Below are 25,281 nucleotides of genomic sequence, written 5' to 3'. Positions count from 1 at the left end.
TATATAAAATTCTGTTTTTGGAGATAAATATGAAGTCGCTCGTCCTTCTTATCATTCTATACCTTTACTCCTGCCTTCCATCTTCTTCCAATAAAAAAGACAATGGAATCAGGTTATTTTCTGCTCTTCAGCCAATTTCGAGTCCCGTACCCAAGCTTTCTGTAAAAGGAACTCTCAAGGACGCCTCTGGCAATCCTTTATCTTTTGCTGCGGTTTCCTCCAGTTCCGGGATTAATACCGGGCTCTCCATTCATCGAACACCTGTGATCAATTCAGAGGGACTCAGTTTTACTGACGTGGATCCGGATTTAGGTGAAGTCGCCGGAAAGCTGAGTTTAAAAAAAGCTGCTGATGAAACCGGAATCACTTTTTATGAACTTTACTGGGGAGATGCAAATAATAAAGCCCTCGGAAGAATTGGAAGGTTCTATAAAACTGGAACCAACTTTGACTATATTCTCTCTCAAAATACCAAAATTCCGAGTAAGGCCGCCCGGTTCCTTGTTTTTTCAGGAGACAATAGCGGTCTAATCGAAAAACCCCTCTCTTTAAGTATTCAGGATGTAAAAGCGGATACTATCAGCGACGCTTCGGGAACTTATACTCTTCTTGTTAAACTGGAAAAACAGAGTGATGGGAAAAATGTCTCTAAGAAAGTTACGGTTACGGTTGTAAAAGATGGTGAAGAACTGGGTACTTTTAGTTTTGTAATACCGGAAGAAATTAAAAAGGATGACCCTCCTCCTGCCGTTACGGTAGAAAAAGGAAATCTAAAGATTACCATCACAGCTCTCGAAGTTCTGGATGATAACAGCACAAATACTACAAATATTGACCCCAATGCAGTGAGCCCTTTCAGTGCAGGTGGTAGTATCACAACCATTGTTCAATCCTATGAATCCATTCAGCTCAGCTGGCCGGCAGCTACAGGCGGTATACCTCCTTATCAATATAAGCTAATATTCTCTACAAGTAACGACATTTCCACTATAGATTCAGCCAATCTAAAAACTCCTTCTATGGATTGGACGACTTCTACACTCAGCTATACAATCTCCGGTCTGGGCTCTATCAGCACCTACTACTTCACTGTTCTCGCCAGGGACTCCCTCGGGAACATAGTTCAATACCCGGTTGTCACGGCATCCACTCCTGCCTGCGGCTATTGTGTCAGTACCCTGGCCGGTATTGCCGGTTCTTCCGGAGTTGCAGACGGTTACGGAACAAACGCACGTCTCTATTACCCCGGTGGAATCGTTTATGATTCCACCGGAAACCTCTATATTACTTCCAATTCAGCTCATGTAATCCAAAAGATAAATTTGAGCAATAACTATGTAAGTCTCTTAGCCGGCTCCAGTTTTGTTACCGGTTCTTCAAATGGTATAGGTACGAATGCCCAATTCAATGGACCCAATGGCATTACTATAGATAGTCGAAGCGGAGATTTATATGTAGCAGATACCTATAATCAGGTGATTCGAAAAATTGATTCTAATGGTAATGTAAGTACTTTTGCAGGACAAATGGGGATTCCGAGTTCCACTTCTCCCTATTTATATAACCCTGTATCCGTTTTTTTAGATACTCTTCATAATATTCTTTATTTCGGTCAGGATGCAATGAGTTCTTATCTTCGAAAAATTGATCTCGGTACCGGTACTATCTCGGTTCTAATAGGAGATGGTACAGGAGGCACTTATGATGGAATTGGAACCTCTGCCCAGCTTTACTCTACGGGTGGCCTTACCATGGATAGTTCCGGGAATCTCTACTTTACTGATCCGGGACCCGGAATCATTCGTAAAATTGATACCACTTCCAGCACAACGAATACTATAGCCGGCTCGGCCTTTGTTTCCGGTTCTTCAGATGGTGCGGGAACGAATGCCCTATTCAATTCACCTACCGGAATTGTAATAGGAAAGGATGGATACCTGTATGTAGTAGATAGTTATAATAACAAAATTCGAAAAATTGATACAAGGAATAATACGGTAAGCACTGTTGTAGGAGATGGTTCTATTGGTTCTCAGGATGGAAATGGAACGAATGCCAGGTTTAATACTCCTTTCGGAATAGCAGTAGATAAAAATGGAAACCTATATATTAGTGAATACTATAATCATACCATACGAAAGATAATACCTTGAATTTCTAATAAATCTCTACATTGCCAAGCGGGATAAACTCTCCGGGTTTATCCCCTTCTTTTACAGGACTTGTAAATTGAATTTCTGTTTTATGTATTTTCCGATTTCCCGGTAAGTTTTGTATTTCACCAGTAGTCTGATTTAAACGCAAAAATAACCTGTATATACCTGCTTTATATTTTTCAGGAAAAGAAAAATAAAAAGAGGAAGTCTCATACTCATCTTTTTTTGTATCTTTATGCAGTATAAAAAAACGAAAAGCCGGATAAAAATTCGAAGCCTTATCTTCTATTATATTCCCTTCCCTATCGGTAAAAAAAATATCGGCTATATATTCTTCTTCAGTTTGATTTAACCTCTTAACCGATAAAAGAAACTGAAACTCAAGATTCCTCGGAATATGAATTTTTGAATTCTCTTTATCTATTTTTATTCTATCAGCATTTTCTTTGTCAGTTTTGAAACTATAACCTTCTAACTTCAAATGAGCCGGAAACGAGTTTATATTCAGATTTATATCCATTAAAGGTTTTTCATTATGAGAAGAACCGGCAGATGTTAGGCTTATCAAGTATACTTCCGGATTGTAAGGAACCGGTTGATACTGAATACCGGGATATTTAATGGCTTTTTTTCCCTGTATTAGAAATACATCTCTTTCTGTATTTTTTTCTAAAACCTTTTTTATAAATAAAAATTTATCCGAATGCAAAAGTCCCGTATATAAGGAATTCGTATCAAAGCGTTTTTTTATTTCCTCAGAAAATTCTCCCCTGTATTGCCTTAAATAAGAGTTTATAGTATCAATTTCCAAATCAGGTCTCAAACTTTTTATACTTTGAAAATACTTATAACGTAAGGTAGTTCCATCTCCATGTCCTAATATTAGAGAACCGAGTGGAAAACCCTGAATCATAGCTAACCTTGCTTTATATTCATTTTCAGACTTACTGATTGATAAAACTTTTTTTCCGGAATAGATTGAGCTAATAATAATAGAAAGAAGAAAGGCTGAAGAAAATAAGATAAATCCTTTTCTCTTCTTTTCAATTAATTGAAAGCCGGAAGATAAAAATAAACTAAGACAAATAAATGAAGGGAAAAAGAATACTTCTTGATCGGCTACACTGTAAGCAATTGAGGGAATAGCATATATTAGAAATTGTAAAAATACTAAAAGATAAACCCAGTTTAATGAGGAGATGTCTTTTTTTGCCAATCTCTCTTTATATCCTTTCCAAAAAGCTGTAAAAAAATAAAAAGAAAAAGGCAATAAAAATAAAGAAAAGGGAGTAAAATTCTCCAGGACAGATTGTATATATTTCAATAAAAACCGGAAATACTGTGATATGTCCGTGCTTAACCAGCCTCCTCTATCAAGAGTAAATCCCCAACCGCTTAAATACCAGATATACCACTTAAAACTTCCCAATTTATAACCGGAAAGATAATTCAAATCGAAGATAAAGTTACCACTTTTTAAACGTAAGGGAATATATAAAAGAGGTAATAAACCAATGAATGTTGATAACAGGACATAGACAAGTTGTTTTATACGGATCTCTCTATGTTTTAAAAAAGGGTAATATAACATTACCAGATACGGTGTAAGAGCTATAATATAAGGATAATTCACAGAACCTAATAAACCGAGACTCAGACCCGTTTTAATAAAATCAAAGGGTTCAAAAAAAGAAATACTTTTTAAAGAATAGAAAAAAACAAGAATTAAGCATAAAGATTGTAAAGCATAAACTTCCATGATACTACCATGCAACCAGAAAAGAAAGGAAGTACCAAAAGAAAAACTTAAGAGAAAAGAACTTAAGCGATTCTGGGTTAATAAACCAAGAGTTCTATATAAATAGGGAACAAATAGGGCAGCCGGAAGTATGCTGGCATGAATGGCTCCCCATTCAGCCGGATAGGATTTTAATTTATAAAACAAATGTGCCAGTAATGTCCAGAGAGGATGACCGGGAGGATGGTCTACTCCTAACTCTATACTATTCAGTGTTAATTCGGCTCCATCGATAGAAAATATGGTAGGTAAGGCCCAGGTATTCGCCCTGGAATAAGCATAAAGAATGAAAAAGAAAACAAACAAAGCAGAGGGAATTCCCCTTTCTTTAGCCGGATTTTCTTGAACTGTAAAACGATAAGCTGTCTCTAATACAAGCTTACTATCTACTCTCTGGGGCTGTATAGTCATTAAACTTTTATTGTCTGTATTCATATAATTATTTCTTTCTTATCTGTCTTTTGGGAAAATCCTTATGAAAAACTTCTTTTCCATAATCATCATAATAATAAATTTTCATTGTCTCTCCCGCTAAAACAAGCCTTGTAAAACCAAAACCTTCCCTGGCAAAAAGACTTCTCTCACTTTTTCCGGTAGCTCGTTTTTTACCGGCAGCACCGGATATAAGGTGGGGAAAGTATTCCGTATCACATTTTTCCTGCAAAAGCTGTAAATCATGCTCATGACCCGCAAGGTAAATATCTGCATATTGACAGAGTTTCGGAAATAGAAGTTCTTCTAAACCTTTATCATCCCCATGCCTTCCACCGGAAAAGAAAGGATGATGAGCAAAGACTAAAACCCACCTGGCTTTACTTTGTTCGAGAGTTTCATAAAGCCATTCCTGTTGAAGCTTATCTTTCTTAAAAGGATTTGTATCCAGACCGATCAATTCAACTTCAGTTCCTGCAATATTATAATAAGAATGTGGCATAACCCAGTATTTAGAACGGGAAGTATACTCCACCTGGTATTTCGTATTCCCTCCTATCATACCGGCAAGCCCGTAATCATGGTTTCCGAGAACTGCATAGATTTTAATTCCAAGAGGAGAATAGGGTTTTTCAAACTTTTCGTCAAATTGTGCATCATCTGCTGAGGATATGCCGGTCTCATAAAAATTATCACCGAGAAGAATGCCAAAATCACAACCTTCCTTATCACAGACCTCTTTCATGGCTTTGGCTACCCTGTACTGGTTTTCATTCCCCGTTCCGCTATCTCCAAAAATCAGAATTTTAATCTGCTTTGGATCTTTAAATTCAGCTTGAAACTTAGTGGTATCCACCTTTAAGTCTTTAAAGCTTTTGGAAGCCGGGCTGGAAATACAGGAAATACTCAGAAGTAAAAGCAGATACAGAAAATAGCTTATTGCTTCAGAGTTAAACTTTAAATACAGTTTAAGATTACTCAGGTTTTTTAACAAAGTAAGAATCCTCATAAAAATATCTGGAAATTTCTTCCTAACTACTAAAAATAGAAATACTCCTATGCGCCATTTATTGCAATATTTTTTCTATTTCAGTTTTCCCTTAGCCGGTTTAGCTCCTATTTGTATTTTCACACTGCAAAGACACAGGGGCCTGGAGGCTTTTCCCTATGAATTTTATATTTTTACATTCTTCCTTGTATTTACACTATACAATCTCGATAGATGGAAAGACAGAGCTTCGGTGGATGTTTTAAATGTTCCCCTGCGTGCCATTTATTATCAGGAACATGAAAAACTTTTTTTTGTTCATATAACTCTCTCATTTACGATTCTTGCGTCCGGTCTTTTTTTCCTTCCTTTCTTTTTTGTTAAGAAACTTATCATTTCTTCGATTTTAACCCTATTGTATTTCTTATTGAGTAAAGCTTTTTTTATTCCCTCACTTATCAGGGGTTTTTTAAAACCTTTACTTTTAGGTCTGGCCTGGGGCTTAGTACTCAGTTTTTTTCCTTATTTTTACCTCGGAAAAAATCCGGATTCAGGTGGAATTCTCTTTTTTCTTTCTCGTTTCTTAATTTTCTTTATTAATGGTCTCTGGTTTGATTATAGAGATAAAGAAGGAGATAAGGTTTATAATAAACCGAATCTCAGTTTGTATATAAGTGAAAGTAAACTTGGGAATCTCTTATTAGTCAGCTCCCTTCTGGGTATCCTGATTCATTTAAGTGCAAAACTTTTTAGTGCAGAGATATTGATTCTTGGATTATATTTTTTAATCGCAGTCCTTTTTAAAATTAAGCCATTCCGGGTACTATTCAAAAAAGAAATCTTTTATGATCTGTTTTTAGATTTTCCTATTTTTCTCTTTCCCTTTTTGGAAATGCTATATATCCTGTTTCTATTATGAAGCAAATCTTTCTTCTTATAATATTCTTCCTGTCCTGTTTGAATGCACAGGACAATCCCTATAAGTCCGTTTCAGAGATACCTCTTCCAAAAGGCTATAAACGAATCGAACTTCCAAAAAAATCCTTTGGTCTTTTCTTGCGAAATTTCAAACTAAAAAAGAACTCTATGGTTTATTTATACAATGGAAAAAAGAAAAGAAGGCAGGATGTTCAATTTGCTGTACTCGATATAGACAGGGGAAATAGGGATTTACAACAATGTGCAGATGCAGTGATGCGTCTACGTGCGGAATATTTATATACAAATAAAATGTGGAATAATATTCATTTCCAATTTACCAACGGAGATACGGCGTATTATACAAAATATGCAGAAGGTTATCGCTTAAAAGTAAGAGGAAATAAAACTTACTGGATAAAAAAAGCAAAAAAAGATTATACATACAAAACCTTTCGTTCTTACATGGATGTAGTTTTTTCTTATGCCGGAACCTATTCTTTAAACCAGGAAGTTACAAGAATATCCAAGCTGAATAATATGGAAATTGGAGATATCTTCCTACAAACCGGGAATCCTTACGGTCACGCGGTTATAGTCATGGATATGGCTAAGAACACCAAAGGAGACACCATATTTCTTTTGGCACAAAGTTATATGCCGGCACAGGATATTCATATCCTGAGAAACCCTTCCTCTTCTTTAAGCCCCTGGTATAAGCTTTCTTTTAAAAAGCAATTAATAACTCCGGAATGGACCTTTCAAAAGCATGATTTAAAACGCTTTCCTTGAGGAAGAATTATGCTTTTCTACAGATAGGGTAAACAAAAACTGTTTTTTTAGAGTCCTACTCTATACAAGCAGCATTATCATGAGATTTAAACAGCCCATATTCAGGTTTTTCTTAAGCCTTGTTTTGCTCCTTTTTAGCTCTTTAAATTGCCAGAAAAAGAAAGATAATAAAGAAAAGGAATTAACTATGCTGGCCATAGCCAGTGCTCCGATTACACTTTCGGGAAATGTGAATATAACCGGCAATGTCGAAAAAGCTATAGTCGAAATCAGACTACCCGGTCCCAAAGGAGAGTGTCATCGGAATCATGCAGAAGGAGAGCTTTTAGCTAAAACTAACACTGATTCTTATGGAGCCTTTTCCGCAACTGTAAAGAAAGTCTTCCCTTATTGTATTCTGGTTTATCCCTCTACCGGTACAGCATTTAATTTTTTCCCGATGGATTCAGGCTTATCCAGGTTAAATTGGTTGGATGTAAAGAATACTTATCTTTCCGCGATAAGTGACGGTTCTTTTACGGTTGTTTCTCCGATTTCCAGGATGATGTCAGAACGTTTTCGACTTCTATTTAGTTTATATAATAATGCAGGTACAGCCTACAACCGTTCTAACTTAGAAATAGCTGAAGTATTTTTCTCCAATAATATAAACCTTGAAAGGCTGGTTCCACTGGCTGCTGCTCCGATGAACCGTAACGGAAGTATACAAAATAAACCTTATATGCTGGCCCTGTTTTCTTTAGCTTATTATGCAAAGCAACTTTCAGGAACGAATCCTTCTGAAAGCTCTTACTCCGAAAACCTTGAGAATCTCTGGAGTCTTTACTCAGAAGACCTTTCGGATGGTTCTGCGGATGGAGTAATCTTTAATGGAGATACAACTCAGAAATTAGATCTTAAAGATGCGAACGGTCAAACCTTAGATAATGGAAATTTTAAATTTGATTTAAAGCCCTATATAGATGCTTTCTTGAACATGAAAGGTCAGGGTTTCTATAAAACAAGCGATTACAGCCTTATCAAAATATGTCCGAGACCGGGTTCTACCGGAATCTGTATCCAAACCGATTGTAATTACGGAGAGGGTAAAGACCCCTACTACTCCTATCAATGGCATCTATCGAATACGGGTCAATTTGGCGGAACTCCGGGAGAAGACATTCGGGTAGAACCTGTTTGGAATGCCGGAATTAAGGGTGAAGGAGTGCTGGTTGCTGTAGTAGATGATGGGCTTCAAATCACTCATCCGGATCTATTAGAAAACGTTTCGGGTGGAAGTATTAATTTTATAAACCAGAGCGGTTTGGAGAAAAATAATCCGGATATTTATAGTCCCTCTCATGGAACAGCAATTGGTGGAGTCATTGCTGCGCGTGACAAGAATAATGTTGGTTTAAGAGGAGTTGCCCCCTGTAGTAATCTTATTGGTATGAATCTTTTACAGAACTATACCCTGGAAAATGAAGTTATAGCCATGAGTGCCAATACATCCGTAGGAGTTTCCAATAATAGTTGGGGAGCAGAAGATGGAACCGGACAACTTTCGGCGGCAAATGCAACCTGGAAAATTGCCATACAGGATGGATTAGCTTATGGCAGAGCCGGAAAAGGAACCCTGTATTTCTGGGCATCCGGTAACGGTTCTTTTCGTTCAGCAGAAGTAGATAATGCGAATTACGATGGACAGGCCAATTACTATGGAGTAATTACGGTAGGTGCCATAGGAAATAATGGAAAAAAAGCCTATTATTCAGACGAAGGTGCTAATTTATGGGTAGTTGCACCTTCCAGGGGGGCAAGTTCCGGTACGGCCAGTGCTGCGATTTATACCACAGATCTAAAAGGTACTTCCGGTTTTAATTCCGGCTCCTCCTCACCCGGTGATGCAGATTATACAGGAAACTTCGATGGAACCTCAGCAGCTGCACCGGTTGCTTCCGGCCTCGGCGCTCTACTTCTTTCAGTGAATCCTTCCTTAAGCTGGAGAGATGTGAAACTCATTCTGGCCGGAACTGCCCGTAAAAATGATTCTTCAGATTCGGCCTGGACAACCAACCAGGCGGGCTATTCTTTTAATCCTAAATACGGTTTTGGTGCTTTTGATTCCGAAAAGGCTGTAAGTCTCGCAAAAACCTGGACCAGTGTCGGAGGAAGCTCTACATTAAAAATATATCCCTCCAATTCATACCAGTCCCTGAGTCCATCTCTCGCTATACCTGACTTTGATTCTACAGGTGTAAGCAGCACTAATACAGTCTCAGGCAGTAATATTAACCATATTGAATTTATAGAAGTTATTTTCACAGCTACACATCCCGAACCCGGACAGATCGAAGTAGTTTTACAGAAAGATGGAAAAACCAGCAGCACACTTGCAAAATACCATTTCTGTTATTCTTCCGGCTCTTCCTATTATCGAATTACCTGTTCAGCCTACTCTTCCTGGGTGTTTGGAACTTCTCAATTTTTAGGAGAATCAGCTGATGGAACTTATAAGCTAACGGTAAAAGACAAAGAAAGTGGAATTACAGGAACTTTCGACTCATGGGGAATAAAAATTTATGGAAGATAATTCATGAAAAAAAAATACTTTTGCCCTCTTCTTTTCTTCTTAGTATTGACAGGTATATCGGCTAAAGATTATTACTATTATAATGGCAATCAGAAAATACCGCTCGTCATGGAAGATAAGCTTTACATAAAATTCAATACTCCTACCGCTAAACCAGTTTTAAAAAAAACCTATAACGATACCCTTATATACAAACAGGGTACAGTTGAAATTCATAAACAAGCAGTAAATACAAGTATAAACGGAGGAGAATTTCCTCAAAGCAGTTCTCCCGTCTTTCGAGATGCATCCGGTCATTTTTATGGTTTACCGGGCAATGTTCTTATATTCTTTCCAGAAGGTACAGGCGAAAAAGAAGCATTAAAATTGCTTAAAGAAAAACAATACACAGTTATAAGAAAACTTCCTCTTCGCTCAAGACTGGTTTTTGTACTGGAGTCTCCTCCGGGTATTCCTTCTCTTGAGCTTGCCGACAAACTACAGGAAGAAAGAAATCCATTTCAAGCACTACCCAATTGGTGGATTTCGAGAAACATCAGATAGTTTTAAGGATTGAATTAAAATCAGGTAAAACAATGGATAATAAAGAAAAAAAAGTAGAAGTTATTAAATCAGCTACAATTAGATTCACCGGAGACTCCGGTGATGGAATGCAATTAACCGGTAGCCAGTTTACCTCTACCAGTGCTATCGTAGGAAATGACCTGGCAACTTTTCCGGATTTTCCGGCAGAAATTCGAGCACCTGCGGGTACGGTTCCCGGAGTATCCGGATTTCAGTTGAACTTTTCCTCTGAAAAGATTCACACACCGGGTGACTCACCGGATGTTCTAATTGCAATGAATCCCGCTGCCCTAAAAGCCAACATTGCAGATTTAAAAACAAATGGAATCTTAATTGTGAATACGGATTCGTTTACAGACAAAGATCTGGAAAAAGCAGGTTATAAAGAATCCCCCATCACAACCGACCTAAAAAACAAATACCAGGTTATAGAAGTTCAGATTTCCAAGTTAACAGGAATTGCTCTTGAAGAAAAAAACCTTTCTTCCAAGGAAATTGACAGAACCAAGAATATGTTTGCTCTCGGTATGACCTACTGGATGTTTTCAAGACCTTTAGATCCAACCATAAAATGGATCGAAGACAAATTTAAAGGAAAAGAAGATATTATTGAAGCCAACATAATTGTATTAAAAAAAGGTTTTCATTATGCTGAGACTGCTGAAATCTTCATTTCTCAGTATCAAATTCCCGGAGCTAAATTAGAACCCGGAACTTATAGAAACATTACCGGCAACTCGGCTATTGTGCTCGGTCTTGTTACAGCGTCCTATAAAACCCATTTACCACTATTCCTGGGTAGCTATCCGATTACACCCGCTTCGGATATTTTACACGACCTTTCAAAATACAAGAATTACCATATCTATACATTTCAGGCTGAAGATGAAATTGCTGCTGTTTCGGCTGCAATTGGTTCTGCCTATGCCGGTGGACTCGCCGTTACCTCAACCTCAGGTCCCGGGGTATGTCTCAAATCAGAAGCCATCAACCTGGCCATCATGGCAGAGCTTCCGATTGTAATTGTTAATATACAGAGAGGAGGTCCTTCTACAGGTCTTCCAACCAAAACAGAACAATCTGATCTTCTGCAGGTTCTTTATGGAAGAAACGGGGAAAGTCCGTTAGTTGTTATCTCGGCTTCTACTCCAACTGATTGTTTTGATGTTTCTCTGGAATCGGTTCGCTTAGCCCTGAAGTATATGACACCGGTTTTCTTGCTTTCTGATGGATATATCGCCAACGGTGCCGAACCCTGGAGAATTCCTAATACAGACGAATTACCCGAAATAACCCATAACCAGATTACAAGCTTCCCTGAACCCAAGTTTAGACCTTTTGCCCGAAATGAAGAAACTCTGGGCAGGCACTGGGCCATCCCCGGAACGCCCGGACTGGAACACCGAATCGGCGGTCTGGAAAAAGATTACCATACAGGTAACGTCAGCTACGATCCCAATAACCATGAAAAAATGGTTCATACTCGTGCAGAGAAAATTGCCGGTATAGCCAATGACATTCCGGATCAGGAAGTTTACGGAGAGAAAAAAGGAAAACTCTTAGTAGTAGGCTGGGGTTCAACTTTTGGTGCCATCCGCAGTGCTGTTGAGAATTTTAATGAGAAAAATCCGGACAAAAAAGTATCCCATGCTCATGTTCGATACTTAAACCCATTTCCAAAGAACTTCAAATCTCTCCTGGAATCTTTCGATACGATACTTGTTCCGGAACTTAACCTCGGACAGTTATCTTTTATTATCCAGGGAAATTTTGGAATCAAGGTAGAAAAACTAAACAAGGTAAAAGGAAGACCCTTTACTATCCAGGAAGTTCAACAAAAAATTGAGGAGTTAATTCAATGACTATCGCACTGACTAAAAAAGATTTTGCTTCAGACCAGGACGTTAGATGGTGCCCGGGTTGCGGAGATTACGGAATTCTATCAGCCATTCAAAAAACTATGCCGGAACTCGGAATCCCGAAAGAAAAAGTTGTTTTTATCTCCGGGATTGGCTGCTCTTCTCGCTTCCCTTACTACATGAATACCTATGGTTTTCACACAATTCATGGTAGGGCACCTTCCTTCGCTACCGGTGTAAAAATCACAAACCCCGAACTCAGTGTCTGGGTAATTACAGGTGATGGAGACGGTCTGTCTATTGGTGGTAACCATTTGATTCACTCGATTCGTAGAAACCTTGATATTAATATCATCCTTTTCAATAATGAGATTTATGGTTTAACCAAGGGCCAGTATTCCCCTACCAGTGAAAGAGGAACCGTTTCAAAATCCAGCCCGTATGGTAGTCTTGAGGCTCCCTTCAAACCTATTTCCATTGCTCTCGGAGCAGAAGCCAGTTTTGTAGCCAGAACTCATGATAAAAACCAGAAACACATGTCTGATATTTTCCTGAGGGCTGCCCAGCACAAAGGAACCTCTTTTGTAGAAGTACTCCAGAACTGTGTGATTTTCAATGATGGTATTCATGATCCGGTTTACGGTAGAGAAGTAAGAGAAGATAATACTATTACATTAGAGCACGGAAAACCCATGATCTTTGGTAAAAATAATGATAAAGGTATTTCTCTGGATGGTTCCAAGGCCAGTATTGTGGATATAACAAAAGAAGGATTGGATGCTGTTTCGATTCATGACGAAAATCGTGAAAATCCGGATCATGCTTTTGTTCTTTCCCGGATGATGCAGCCCCACTACCCGGTTCCGATGGGAGTATTCCGAGATGTAGAAAGACCTACCTATGAAACACAGCTTCATGCACAGGTAAACCAAGTAGAGAGGGAAAAAGGAGAAGGAGATTTGAAAAAATTACTCTTCTCTGATGAAACCTGGGAAGTCAAATAAGGTATGAAAAAACTGATAAATAGTATCGTGATTCTTTGCCTCTGTCTTGCTTTTGGTTCTATGGCTTTTGGAGAAGCAAAAAAGAAGAAAAAGACTTATCTTGGCGGACAAAAAGGTGTATTTTTTAAAAAATACGATCTGAATAATGATGGAAAAATTTCCAAACAGGAATATCTAAGCGTCTTCAACTCTATGGATCTGGATAAAGATGGAAACCTGGATTTCTATGAAATCGATCAGTACTATAAAAAAATGCAGAAAGAACTTTACGATAAAAAGTGATACTTTTTTCGAGGGTAGTAATCCCTGCCCTCGAATGTTCTCCTCTCTTTAAGTATATTCTACTTCAGAAATAACAATTAACTTATCAACCTCAGTAAAGGTAATTCGCTCTGATTTAGGAGGGTTTACAACAACACCACATCTTTTATCTTTATATTCTTCCTCCGAGTTTTTCTTGTAACCTATCAACAGATCGGATTGTTGATTCACAAGATTCGATACTTCATAAATAGAATATTCCTTCCCAATTTCTAAAAAATCCTTTGCCGGTTTTAAATAAATCTCAGAACCTTTTTCATCAAACAAAACTTCATATACCTGCTTCAAATAAGGATTCTGAGAAAACTGTGCCAGAAGCCGACTATCAATTTTATCTATAATGATAAAGTCATCTAAATCGGAAGGTCGGGCAAGTTTTTCGTTTTTATTATTAAGCATTTCGGTAACAATCGGGATCGGATGATTTCTATTTTTGAGAATATCTCGTATATATAACCAGAGAATAATAACGTAGGCATCTGCATCATCCACAGAAGGCATATCGTAAGTAAGTAATATTACATAATGATACTCTTCAAAGGGTATATTTTCTAAGTCCTCTCTTGATTCTGTATCCAAATACTCAACCGATACAGATGATCTCATATTTTTAGAAAGCTTAGTTTGTTCATATTGGAATTTTTCTTTATCAACATAAATAGAAATTTTAGAGCCTCTTCGAACATAAGAATCCAACTCATTTATTATCGAATAAACCAATCGATTGGCTCCGATAATTAAAACATTCTCAGTTTCACGTTTTACACTGCTCTTTTGGACTTTGGAAAGATCCATTGTTCGATTTAAATCACGTAAATCATACATGAAACCCATGGAACTTTCCGCAAGAGCAATAATTTCATCACCCGGTTCTAAAACTGTATTAGTATACGAAGGATTTACTAATACTTCTCCCCCTGCTCTACGTATTCCTATAACAGAAGCATTTTCAAAAAAGTTAATTATATCACCAAATCTTTTTCCTTCAAGATCCGTGATTTTCTTAGAATAGATTTCATTTCCCTCAAAAGAAAGAATTTCATCATAGACAACTGAAAGTCCTGCCTGCCTACAAGTTTGCGCTATGAGTCGGGAAATCACATCATCAACCAGTACGCTATATACCTGTTTTTTACTGACCAATTGTACAATTGAATCATTTTTTATATTATACAGCGGAATAGCTATTGGGGGAAGTTTTTCATATTTACCAAAATTATTAACCACCACAATTAAAGCTTTGATAATACTTGCATCAGATTCCGTCCCGTTTCCATTGATAATAATAACAGAAGAAGCCCTGGTAATATTCACCATTTCCAGATCTCGTTTCTCGGTCGCAAGTCCTGTTCTGAAATGAAAGGTAATGTTTTTATGATGTAAGTGATTCATTTTAAAAAATTCTTTCATATCATATTTTTTTCTATCTGCAAGGATACAGATAACTGTATTTCGATTATCTTTATTCGCTTCAATTAATTCACTTATAAGATAGATCAGTTTATCTGACCAGCCAAGGATAACTATATGATCTTCATGGTGAATATAGTCTTTACCTCTGGCATCTACTTCTTTTATATTTTCTAATTCTGATACGATAACCCCAATAAGTAAGTTTAGAATGATCATACTTCCAAGTACAATGAAGCTAATATAATAAATAGAAGCAAAAACAGTATTTTTCTTGGCAATCTGAATTGCTAATAAATCAGGCCATCCTTCTCCTGTTATTGTCTGAAATAGGGTTAGTATGGAAAGTCCCAATGTAGAATAATGCTCAGGATCTGTATCATTAAATTGAAATACACCTATAACACCATATACATAAAATAAAAGCATAATCAATAAAGCCACATAACCCATGGAAGGTAAGCTGTGAATTAAGGTAGAAACCAGAAGTTGCAAGGGTTTTAATATGGATATTAAACGAAATACCCTGAAAACCCTGGCAAGCCTCAATATTCTTAAAATAATGATCGTTTCAACATTTACAGAGCTATTCAGAAGGTAAGGAAGGATACTTAAAATAACAATACTGAAATCAAAAATATTCCAGGAGTCTTTGAAGTAATCCAAAGGTTTGGGGGAATAAACATAAAGTTTAAAGAAAAACTCAAAAATAAAAATGAATAAAACAACAAGATCTGAGTAATAGAAAAATGTATGATAGGTTTTTGCCAGATCTTGATCGGTTTCAATTCCTATTATAACAGCCGAAAGTGTAATGATAATCAGGATGAAATTATCAAAAAAATTGGATTCCTTCCGTTTTATCCTTTCAAAAAGAGAAATTATTTTCTGATTCATATATTTACTTTTACCTTAAACCCTCTCCCGGTTTTCCTTGATTTCTTCCAATTACCTTCTCAATACCCCTTGCGTCAATTCAATAAAGAGAGAAAGTAATATATCTATTTAAATCAGTTGACTGAAAATAGCTCATTTGAATACTTACAAGCAAAGGTTCATATAATGTTAATCGGGGAACTTCTGGTCTACAGCTCAGCTATAACACAGGAACAGTTGGATGATGCTCTTTTTATCCAGAAGAGAAAAAGAAAATCTACTCCTTTGGGGCAGATTCTTATCCAGGAAGGTTTTATTGATTCTCAACTACTGGAAGAATTCTTAAATAAACAATCTGAATTGACAGATGAATACCTTGAGCATGTTATTAAAGAGGAAGATAGCAAAAAGGATTCTAAAGAATACCTCATTGAATTAGATCTAAGAAAAGAGATAATTATTCCCAAAGTCAGAGATAAATATAGAAGACTGAGCCTTTCCACCGGAATTCCAATTATTGATCTGCAACATATCTGGCTTGTTACTTTAATTTATCACTCTGAAACCTACTACCGAAATACCGGTAAAAAAAAGAATCTGGATCTGGCTGTTGACGTTATCAGTGAGTGCCTCACCTATTCACTCAGGCATTTTACAGTAGAGGAAGAATTAGTAAAAATTCTCGATCATAATATAGCCTCTCACCTTGAAGAACATAAAAAATTTAAGCTTTCCATTGTAGCCAAGAAAAACTATCTGAACTCTGCCTTTAATGAAAATATCAGGATTGAGAAGCTACTTTCAGAAACATTTGATTTCCTAAGAGAATGGTATTTAACCCACATTGCAGTAGTAGATAGAGATTATGCAATACAATTTGAGAAAAAGAAAGAACACAAAATTCCTATCATAGAAAAATGGGCCAAACAACTTCAAGAAAAAGGACTTTTAAAAGTAACTCACCTGCAAAAGGATATATACGAATCCGTTACCGGGAAAAAACTCAAGTTAATTTGATGCTTCTTTACTAATATTCCAATATTATTCAATCTCGAATACAATCGGTGGCCGAAACCAGGTAAGGCACATATCTTTTTAAGAAAGCAAGCGAGCCACAGAAGACTCGCCTGTAATTAAGAAACACTCCCGACAATAGTTAAGATCCCTATTTTATTAATTACGGTTTACAGCATTCAGGTCTTCAAAAGCAACCTGTAACCTTTTCACCATGGCTTCCTGCCCTTTTCTTAACCAGACTCTCGGGTCGTAGTATTTTTTATTCGGACTATCCGCACCTTCCGGATTTCCAAGTTGACCCTGGAGATAAGCTTCTTTGTCTTTGTAATATTTTAAAATACCTTCCCAGGTAGCCCATTGGGTATCTGTATCGATATTCATTTTGACTACTCCATAAGAAATAGCTTCCCGAATTTCTTCTCTACTGGAACCAGAACCACCGTGGAAGACAAATGTAACAGGATTCGAATCCTTTAATTTATGCTTATCTGTGATATAGTCCTGGGCTTTTTTTAGAATACTCGGAGTCAACTTAACATTACCCGGTTTATAAACCCCGTGAACGTTTCCAAAAGCAGCAGCTATAGAAAAATTTGGGCTTATTTTTAAAAGCTCAGTATAGGCATAATCGATTTCTTCCGGTTTGGAATACAGATCTTCCTGCGAACGACCTGAATTATCGACTCCATCTTCTTCACCACCTGTAATTCCTAATTCAATTTCCAGGAACATTCCCATTTTGCTCATACGACTCAGGTACTTTTTGGAAATTTCAAGATTCTCTGTAATTGGCTCTTCGGAAAGATCAAGCATATGAGAAGAAAAAAGTGGCTTGCCATTTTTCTTATAGAACTCTTCTCCTGCATCCAGTAAACCATCGATCCAGGGCAATAGTTTTTTAGCACAGTGGTCCGTATGAACCACAACAGGTACACCATATTTTTCTGCTACCAGATGGATATGCTGAGCACCAGAAATAGACCCAATGATAGCTGCTTCTTCTCCAACTGCAGGTATATTTTTACCTGCAAAAAATTTTCCTCCACCATTGGAAAATTGAACAATAACCGGTGATTTTGCTTCTCTGGCTGCCTCAAGAACCGCGTTTACACTATCTGTACCCACACAATTCACGGCAGGAATTGCAAAACCTTCTGATTTACAAATTGAAATCAGGGTTTTTAAATCTTCTCCATGAACAACACCCGGCTTAATTTTATCTAATACTTTATTTCCCATACTTCCATCTCTTTTCTGTATATGGATTTTTACCAATTAGTTTTTTTTTGTACGGAAATGATTTATGTTAATTTTTTAATTTTCTACAGGAAATTCCTGGGGGGGACCCACTTCTTCTTCAGTTCCGGGTTTTTCATCTGATTTATCCGGTTGCTTATTTTCATCGGTTTTTTCTTTCTTGGGATCTTCATCCGGTTGGGTAGAAATAGGCTTCTTTGTATCTTTTTTATAGTTAGAACGAATACTGTATTTAACTGTAAGGGATTCAGGAATAATCTCAATTATATCTACATTTTTCAAATCTGCACTGATTTTATTCACTTTTACTTTTTCTATAGATTCGCCGGCAGGCTTGATTTCTAAGGTTTCCGGGTCTATAGTATTTAAACAGGGAACAGTAGCCCGTATTCCCTGCATAATTTGAAAGCTATTGAGGTTACTCGGAGAATAGAATTTTATAGAAATTTTCTTTTTGGAAAGTTCTGCTTCCAGACCTTTTTTCAAACCTTCGCAACGAACCGGAACTCCTACCACCATTTGTTCAGAAAGATCGGAAGACGTTTTAACGATTTTTACTTTTACGTTTACTTCCCTCGCTTTGCTTAAAAGTTTTAAATTTCCCGGAAGTCCATTGATTCGAAATTTTCGGGTAAAGGTTTCTCTTTTATCTTCAAGATTTATCTTCCCGGCAATATAACGATTCCACTTATCAATAGTTTTTTTAGGGCCGGAAATGGTAAGGGTAGACGGACTGACCTGATGAGAAGTTTTCATATAATTGGGTGGTGGTTCTTTTTCAAATCCTACTTCTATTGGAATGGTTCTGGATTCCAGGGTATCTACTACTACTTTTATTGGGCCTTCCAGTAGCTTTACTCGAATTCCTTTGGGTGGTAGACCTTCCACCTTCTTCACTTCTATTTCATTGGTGCCAGGTGAAAGTTCATCTTCATTAATGTCAATATGCAAGTCCTGCAGGTGAAGATTGATGATTTCTTTATGCCCCTCCAATTTTACATTATAAACCTGTTTGTTTTTATCTGAGTAAAACAGATTTTTCCCGAGCTTCGGATAACGAATGGGAATGTAATGCTCTCTTGTGGTAATCTTAGAACTTTGCAAATTTAAATATAGCAAAATTGCCAGGCCAAAAGAGAGTATTTTTGCCTGCCAGTTTTCAAAAATCCAGCGAAGAATCATCCTTCTCCCTCCTGCTCTTTCCCGGTACTATTCTTTTCCTGCTTAAGGGTTTCTCCGTGTAAAAGTTGAAGAAGTAAGGACTTTAACTCAAAAGGTTTTACCGGGTGAATCATCTCACCATCGTGACAAACGGATATCTCTCCCGTTTCTTCTGAGGTAACCAGAACTACCGAATCGGTCTCTTCTGCAATTCCGAGAGCAGAACGGTGTCTGGCACCCAGAGTTGAACTTCCGAGACTATTACTCATGGGTAAATAGGAAGAAGCAGATGCGATTCGGTTTTGCTGAATAATCATAGCTCCATCATGAAGAGCCGAATTTTTTTTAAACACAGTCAGGATAAGACTTTTAGATATAATGGCATCCAGCTGTACCGATTGCTCCACAATATGTTTTAAGCTTACATCTTTTTCAAAAACGATTAAAGCTCCCGTTTTGGAGCGAGACATCATCGTTGCTGCTTCAACCACTTCATCTATTTCATAGTTTAATTTCAGGCGAAAAAATTTAAAAAAACGAATGCGAGAAAACTCGGAGAAAATCCTTCTGAGTTCAGGCTGAAGAACAATTACAATCACAAAAATAATAGATGGGCTGACTACTTGTATCACCCATTCTAAAAGTTCCAACTGTAAAGTTCGGGCAGAAAAACCCAGAAGCCAGAATACCCCTATGCCTATAAGAATCCCCTTGGAACGCCTGAGAATCATATAGGCTGAGTATATGATAATACTGACTACAAAAATATCTAAGAATATCAGGTGTAGATTCTTATTGTAGTCCAGAAATAAGAATGTTTTTAAGAATTGAAAAAGCTTAAATTCCGAGAACATCAAACATATCAAACAAACCCGGTTTTTGGTTTACAACAAACTCAGCAGCTTTCACTGCTCCTACCGCAAATGTTTTTCTATCCTGAGCGCTATGTTTGATTTCAATCCTCTCTTCCGGTGAAAAGAAATGAACCGTATGATCTCCCACAACTTCTCCCGCTCTCATCGAGTGAATAGCAATTTCTTCGGATTCCCTTTCCGAGTAATTATCCCCATGTCGACCATAAATCACATTTTTTTCTGTTCTATTCAGGGTTTTCAGCATAATATCTTTTAATTTTTGTGCAGTTCCCGATGGAGAATCTTTTTTATGCCTGTGATGAATGTCTAAAACTTCTATATCATAATTCTCTTTTAATACACCGGAAGCCAGCTCCACCAGTTTAAAAAGCAGGTTGACTCCTACAGACATATTCGGAGATTGCACAATCGGAATTTTTTCGGAAGCTTCCCTGATTTTCTGGATTAAGGCTTCCGAAAGTCCTGTTACACCTATTACCAGGGGTTTGTTTAATTGTAAACAGGCATAGAGAACAGCTTCCGTGCTGGCTACCGAACTAAAATCAATTACAGCATCGGCTGTTTCAAGCCCTTTAAGCAAATCATCTGTAATCGGAACCTGGTTAGCCTTAATGCCTGCATTAAGACCGCTATCCACTCCAAAAAGTATAGAATCTTTTCTTTCAAGCGCTGCTGATAGTTCACTTCTCTGAGATTGAGATAAAACGGTCGTAATGGCTTTTCCCATCCGACCTGCAGAACCAATAAGAGCAATTTTTATTTTTTTACTCAAAGCCTTTATCCCTCAAACGAAAGATTTCTTTTTTTAACTCGGAAGCTTCCGTAGAATCGGAAAGAGAAGTAAGGGGTAATCTGAGGTTATTTTCGCAATAACCCAGCCAGCTCATGACCGCTTTTATCGGGATAGGATTGGTTTCACAAAATGCCAGACTGAATACTTTAAATAGTTCGTAATAAATTTCTCTGGCTTCTGAATATTTTCCATCAAGAGCATATTTTGTCATTTTAGCTATGCTGGAAGGAAAAGCATTGGAAACAACGGATACAATTCCTTTGCCACCTACGGACAACAGAGGAAGCGTAAGACTATCATCACCTGAAAGAACTGTCATACTATCCCCTACTAAGGAAATGACCTCTGCCATCTGTTGCAGGTTTCCACTGGCCTCTTTTACCGAACGGATATTCTTCTCTTTAGAAAGCTTTAAAATGGTAGCCGGAAGAAGATTTACTCCGGTTCTTCCCGGAATATTATAAAGCATGACGGGAACTGAAGATACTTCAGCAACCTGCTTGAAATGTTCATACAGTCCTTTTTGACCGGGTTTGTTATAATATGGATTCACGGATAAAACTCCATCTACCCCGTCTTTACAGGCCCTTTCTGTCAGTCGAATGGCCTCGCGGGTAGAATTGGAACCGGTTCCTGCTATAATAAGCTTACGCTTATTTACATATTCTACAGTTTTACGGATGAATTCCTCGTGTTCCTCATGGCTGAGAGTTGGAGATTCTCCGGTGGTTCCGCAGGGAACAATGCCCGTAACGTCTGATTTTATCTGTATATCCAAAATTTTAAAATAGCTGTCATAGTCTATTTTATCATTCTTAAAAGGAGTAACAATCGCTGTAAATACACCCTGAAACATAGAAAAACTTTTTCACCAAGCCTTTATTTGGCAATAAAAAACTTGCCATACAGGCTTAAGCCGGGAAGAAAAGTAAAAGGTTATGTTACTCTTATTCCTCGTCGTTTGTTTTTTAACCAGTCTTGTTGTTCAATATTTCTATATTAAAAGCGAAACCTTCCATATTTTAGATATATCCAATCACAGAAGTATGCACAAGGGTGCTGTTAAAAAATCAGCCGGTGTTTTCTTCATCTTAATCGCTTTCTTCTTTTCCGGTATATATTTTCCTATATTTTCAGAGATAAAACCCATATATTTTTTAATCACCATTGGAACTTTATTTTTAATGATTCTGGGACTTTTGGATGATATATACCATTTATCATCCTTATCTAAAATGTTTCTCGAAATTCTCTTTTTTTTTCCGGGTGTTTACTTTTTTCTCCCTTCTTATACTTTGCTGGGTTTTGAACCGGAACTACCGAGATTTTTGATAAGCTTTCTGGCTACTCTCTACATCATCTTTGTGATCAACCTATGTAATTTCATGGATGGATTGGATCTATATCTCAGTTTGAATTTTCTCTCACTTGTTATAGTGGTTTTTCTTTTGAATAAAAGTATAACTTTCGAAGGTACGATTTTACTTTTTGTATTATTTTCCCTTGTCGGATTTATGCTGTTTAATCGACCAAAAGCCAGAGTATTTATGGGAGATGCAGGTTCTCTCGCTCTCGGCTTTTTAATGGCTATGAGTCCTGTTTTTATTATGAATAGTAAGAATAGTTTTGAACCCGGACTCTCGTTCTTCTTACTTCCCGTGTTCTGGGTGGATGGAATGGTAACTATCTTAAAAAGACTTATTCGCAAAGAAAATATATTGAAAGCTCACAGAGAACACTTATACCAGAGAATCACTCTCAAGGCCTGGAAACCGGTTTATACAACTATTATTTTTAGTTTAATGAATCTGCTGGCTTATTTTGTATATATAATACTTCAAGCCTCGGATTCCTTCGTTGTTTCATTTATTATCTGTCTTTTATTATATTTAGGATTATACATGTTTTTAGAGTTTTACCTCCGTCGAAAGACATCAAAGACCTGAGCTATAAGAAAAATAAATGTTTTAGTTACCCGGAATTATTTTCTTCTGTAGTAAAAAGTTCTTCCAGATCTCTGCAAATTTTTGATGACCGAGATTGCTCAGATGCGTTTTATCCGGTAAGAAATACTCTTTTTTCCCAACAAAAGCTGAAGTAAAATCCGGCCCTTTCCAGAAGAAGGAATCTTCTTCGGGTAATTTCGTGCGAATTTGCTCTACCGCAGGAAAACGATTTTCGTTTTTAAGCTGAGGATAATTTGCGAGAATGATTTTTGCGGAAGGCAGGTCCTCTTTCATTTTCATTAAGATTTTTCTTAGTCTTAAGCCGATTTCCTTTGCATATTTTTCATTTATTTCACTCTTATCCAAGTGCGAAAAATAATTTCTATCGTTTCCACCCAAAAGAAAAAGAACTACATCAATGACTTTTCTATTGTCATAGATATTTTTTTTATACAAGACTCCCTCCGGTCTCCAGTGAATCGTATTGGCTCCATTCATTCCTGCGTTTATTACGGAAGTATTTTCTATGGTTCTCTCCAATAGTTCCGGAAAAGTATTTGATTTGTCCGGTGCGAGTCCGGCCGTAATAGAATCTCCCATAGCCAAAATAATCATTTTATTATATTTACAGTATATTCTAATATCTTCATATAATATTGGATAAAAACCTTCATTATCCCAGAGCATATATTGCTTTTTGATAGTGGGCTTCGAAGGACAGTCATCAAGGCTTTCAGGAAAAGGTTTGTAATTAATTTTTTCTTTTACTTGATCATAAGATATTCGAATTAGATTATATAATAAAGCTAATCCTTTTCTGGATTCGTTTTCTTCCTTCTTTTTTCTCTGTAGGTGTCTAAAATACGATACAGATAATATAACAACAGATAGAAATGTTAGAAAATAGATAAATTTTTTATTCATGACTGGACAATTATTGAATGAGGGACTATCTGTAAATCAGAATATAGTTCCACTTTGAATTTCTTTAGGTATTACCCTAACTATAGCCCTACTACGTCCTAAATATAGTCTACCCCACAAAAAATAAAAACTTGACCAAAAAAAATAGTGGAAAATAAAATGGAATCAGAGTAATAATTTCGTCTAATTAATTTAATTTTCTTTACCGGCCAATTCTGGTTCCGAAGATTCTATCTACACTTCTCAATTTGCCCGGCCCTGAAGGACCGGCCTGAGGTCGGTCTAATGGCTTACCCATTGTCCTTTAAAAATTGTCCTTTTCTCCATTTTCCTTGAAAGATTATCTTTCTTATCTTTATGAAAGAAGCCGCTGTAGGTTTCCCCGCCGGGGTAGCTGTAGGTGCCGAAGCCCTGCTTTTTTCCTTTGTGCCAGCTACCTTCGTAGCGATTGCCCTTAGCATCGGCAAACGTGCCAAATCCGTGCTGTAGCCCGTCTTTGAATTCACCTGTATAGCGAAGTCCTTTGGTGAATTCTAAAATCCCCCTGCCGTTCTTGCAGTCACCCTGCACGCAGTTCCTCTTCGGGTTTTGCAGCACTACCGCGAGGATAAATATGGCTCCCAATAGAAGGGAGAAGATAAGGTTTAGCTTATGGAATCGTTTTTTCATGTTTTAAACACCATCCCGGCACTGAGGGCTTCGATATAATCTAACATTCAATGTCGAAAAAACAATTCTCCAATAATTGAACTCGATTCAATTATAAGTCTATATTCATTACCTTTCACCAATGGCGTAGCTTTACCACACATCGTAAAATGGTTGAAACAGGAATTCCATCGTTCATTTTCATGCGTAAAATACCTTAAACACTCTTGATTACAGTAATCTAAATTCTTTATCCCATATTTTATATCTCCGGATTTATTAGTTTTAATTTGATTTGCTTGCCACATCAAAAAACCAGTAGTCCAATCTATCAATGTTATGCTTTGAATAGTAAGATTACTTAGTGACCTATCTGATAATTTTAACTTAAAATACCGATTACCATTACTTTCATGTGAGCTAATTTGTAAAAACAATGGTTTTTCTACTTGTGCTGACTGTTCTGTGTGTATACAGAAATCGATAAAAAGAATACAAAAAATAATAATTATTTTTACACGCATATTATAGGGACTCCATAATGTTAATGAACGAATGTAAAATCAGGAAAATTCCCGCTTAGAATATATTTCCTACCTTTTACTAATTTCTTAGGCTTGATACACTCTCTATTATAATAATTAAAAGTTACATCTGTAAACTTAACTTCCTGATGCATACAATATCTGTAATTAAGTTTACCATAATATAATATTCCCCGATTAGTTAATTTTAAACCAGTAGAATGCCACATCTTCTCTTTAGTTATAGCATCTTCCATATCAACATCAACATTAGCTTTAGAAGTATATGGTTCCATTGAACCACTATGATAAAAAATAAATACCCTGAAGTCATCTTTGATTTCACTTCTAATAACCACAGAATCCTTTTCTATAAAGTTAAACATATTGCTTCTGCATTGAGCTACTGCAATACAACTAAATATTAAACAGTATTGAATTAATCG

The 25,281-nt window shown here is 36.9% G+C and carries 22 protein-coding genes; 10 read left to right on the top strand and 12 right to left on the bottom strand.

Features of this window, described 5'->3' with window-relative positions; genetic code table 11:
* Positions 1–29 precede the first annotated feature (29 nt).
* A complete protein-coding gene (locus H7A25_26020; protein ID MCP5503383.1) occupies positions 30–2,153 on the top strand; it encodes an SMP-30/gluconolactonase/LRE family protein in 2,124 nt (707 codons plus the stop codon).
* 4 nt (positions 2,154–2,157) lie between these two features.
* Here the strand turns inward: H7A25_26020 and H7A25_26015 are convergent, their stop codons facing one another.
* Together H7A25_26015 and H7A25_26010 are read right to left on the bottom strand one after the other, a co-directional pair.
* Positions 2,158–4,389 carry a DUF2723 domain-containing protein gene (locus H7A25_26015; protein ID MCP5503382.1) on the bottom strand — a complete coding sequence of 744 codons (2,232 nt, stop codon included), beginning with the start codon at positions 4,387–4,389 and terminating at the stop codon, positions 2,158–2,160.
* 4 nt (positions 4,390–4,393) lie between these two features.
* Positions 4,394–5,380, bottom strand: a complete 987-nt coding sequence (locus tag H7A25_26010) for a metallophosphoesterase (protein MCP5503381.1) — start codon at positions 5,378–5,380, stop codon at positions 4,394–4,396.
* 64 nt (positions 5,381–5,444) lie between these two features.
* Between H7A25_26010 and H7A25_26005 the strand changes: the two genes are divergently transcribed.
* From H7A25_26005 to H7A25_25975, 7 genes are all read left to right on the top strand, one after another.
* Positions 5,445–6,293, top strand: coding sequence for a hypothetical protein (locus tag H7A25_26005; protein ID MCP5503380.1), 849 nt, complete (start codon positions 5,445–5,447; stop codon positions 6,291–6,293).
* A complete protein-coding gene (locus H7A25_26000; GenBank protein MCP5503379.1) occupies positions 6,290–7,084 on the top strand; it encodes a DUF4846 domain-containing protein in 795 nt (264 codons plus the stop codon). The genes H7A25_26005 and H7A25_26000 overlap by 4 nt, the downstream gene beginning before the upstream one ends.
* A 79-nt stretch (positions 7,085–7,163) precedes the next feature.
* Complete coding sequence (locus tag H7A25_25995; protein MCP5503378.1) at positions 7,164–9,656, top strand: S8 family serine peptidase; 2,493 nt, start codon at positions 7,164–7,166, stop codon at positions 9,654–9,656.
* Between the two features lie 3 nt (positions 9,657–9,659).
* On the top strand, positions 9,660–10,199 hold the full coding sequence (locus H7A25_25990; GenBank protein MCP5503377.1) for a hypothetical protein: 540 nt from the start codon (positions 9,660–9,662) through the stop codon (positions 10,197–10,199).
* Between the two features lie 32 nt (positions 10,200–10,231).
* Positions 10,232–12,082 carry a 2-oxoacid:acceptor oxidoreductase subunit alpha gene (locus H7A25_25985; protein MCP5503376.1) on the top strand — a complete coding sequence of 617 codons (1,851 nt, stop codon included), beginning with the start codon at positions 10,232–10,234 and terminating at the stop codon, positions 12,080–12,082.
* Complete coding sequence (locus tag H7A25_25980) at positions 12,079–13,083, top strand: 2-oxoacid:ferredoxin oxidoreductase subunit beta (protein ID MCP5503375.1); 1,005 nt, start codon at positions 12,079–12,081, stop codon at positions 13,081–13,083. Before H7A25_25985 ends, H7A25_25980 begins: the two co-directional genes overlap by 4 nt.
* A gap of 3 nt (positions 13,084–13,086) precedes the next feature.
* Positions 13,087–13,365 carry a hypothetical protein gene (locus H7A25_25975; protein ID MCP5503374.1) on the top strand — a complete coding sequence of 93 codons (279 nt, stop codon included), beginning with the start codon at positions 13,087–13,089 and terminating at the stop codon, positions 13,363–13,365.
* A gap of 48 nt (positions 13,366–13,413) precedes the next feature.
* On the opposite strand, the gene H7A25_25970 is transcribed toward H7A25_25975, so the two are convergent.
* Complete coding sequence (locus H7A25_25970) at positions 13,414–15,711, bottom strand: ion transporter (protein ID MCP5503373.1); 2,298 nt, start codon at positions 15,709–15,711, stop codon at positions 13,414–13,416.
* Positions 15,712–15,876: 165 nt separating this feature from the next.
* Here H7A25_25970 and H7A25_25965 point away from each other — a divergent pair, with 165 nt between their 5' ends.
* Positions 15,877–16,707 (top strand): hypothetical protein, encoded by an 831-nt coding sequence (locus tag H7A25_25965; GenBank protein MCP5503372.1) that lies wholly within the window; start codon positions 15,877–15,879, stop codon positions 16,705–16,707.
* 156 nt (positions 16,708–16,863) lie between these two features.
* Here the strand turns inward: H7A25_25965 and fbaA are convergent, their stop codons facing one another.
* From fbaA to H7A25_25940, 5 genes are all read right to left on the bottom strand, one after another.
* Positions 16,864–17,946 (bottom strand): class II fructose-bisphosphate aldolase, encoded by a 1,083-nt coding sequence (gene fbaA, locus H7A25_25960; protein MCP5503371.1) that lies wholly within the window; start codon positions 17,944–17,946, stop codon positions 16,864–16,866.
* Between the two features lie 75 nt (positions 17,947–18,021).
* Entirely contained in the window at positions 18,022–19,146 is a 1,125-nt protein-coding gene (locus tag H7A25_25955; GenBank protein MCP5503370.1) for a hypothetical protein, read from the bottom strand.
* Positions 19,143–19,979 carry a TIGR00159 family protein gene (locus H7A25_25950; GenBank protein ID MCP5503369.1) on the bottom strand — a complete coding sequence of 279 codons (837 nt, stop codon included), beginning with the start codon at positions 19,977–19,979 and terminating at the stop codon, positions 19,143–19,145. Before H7A25_25950 ends, H7A25_25955 begins: the two co-directional genes overlap by 4 nt.
* Positions 19,963–20,772: a 4-hydroxy-tetrahydrodipicolinate reductase gene (locus H7A25_25945; GenBank protein MCP5503368.1), complete on the bottom strand. Its 810-nt coding sequence runs from the start codon at positions 20,770–20,772 to the stop codon at positions 19,963–19,965. Before H7A25_25945 ends, H7A25_25950 begins: the two co-directional genes overlap by 17 nt.
* Complete coding sequence (locus H7A25_25940; GenBank protein MCP5503367.1) at positions 20,765–21,649, bottom strand: 4-hydroxy-tetrahydrodipicolinate synthase; 885 nt, start codon at positions 21,647–21,649, stop codon at positions 20,765–20,767. Before H7A25_25940 ends, H7A25_25945 begins: the two co-directional genes overlap by 8 nt.
* Positions 21,650–21,731: 82 nt before the next feature.
* Between H7A25_25940 and H7A25_25935 the strand changes: the two genes are divergently transcribed.
* Positions 21,732–22,739 carry a sugar phosphotransferase gene (locus H7A25_25935; GenBank protein MCP5503366.1) on the top strand — a complete coding sequence of 336 codons (1,008 nt, stop codon included), beginning with the start codon at positions 21,732–21,734 and terminating at the stop codon, positions 22,737–22,739.
* Positions 22,740–22,760: 21 nt separating this feature from the next.
* On the opposite strand, the gene H7A25_25930 is transcribed toward H7A25_25935, so the two are convergent.
* From H7A25_25930 to H7A25_25915, 4 genes are all read right to left on the bottom strand, one after another.
* The gene (locus H7A25_25930) at positions 22,761–23,663 is read right to left on the bottom strand and encodes an SGNH/GDSL hydrolase family protein (protein ID MCP5503365.1); all 903 of its coding nucleotides are present in this window, start codon (positions 23,661–23,663) and stop codon (positions 22,761–22,763) included.
* Positions 23,664–23,945: 282 nt separating this feature from the next.
* Entirely contained in the window at positions 23,946–24,332 is a 387-nt protein-coding gene (locus H7A25_25925) for a hypothetical protein (GenBank protein ID MCP5503364.1), read from the bottom strand.
* 47 nt (positions 24,333–24,379) lie between these two features.
* Positions 24,380–24,835 carry a hypothetical protein gene (locus H7A25_25920; GenBank protein ID MCP5503363.1) on the bottom strand — a complete coding sequence of 152 codons (456 nt, stop codon included), beginning with the start codon at positions 24,833–24,835 and terminating at the stop codon, positions 24,380–24,382.
* Between the two features lie 20 nt (positions 24,836–24,855).
* The gene (locus H7A25_25915; GenBank protein ID MCP5503362.1) at positions 24,856–25,221 is read right to left on the bottom strand and encodes a hypothetical protein; all 366 of its coding nucleotides are present in this window, start codon (positions 25,219–25,221) and stop codon (positions 24,856–24,858) included.
* Positions 25,222–25,281: the final 60 nt, after the last annotated feature.

It is taken from the genome of Leptospiraceae bacterium, assembly GCA_024233835.1.
In the GTDB taxonomy this organism is placed as follows: Bacteria; Spirochaetota; Leptospiria; order Leptospirales; family Leptospiraceae; genus JACKPC01.
This window is presented reverse-complemented; position numbering and strand designations above follow the sequence as displayed.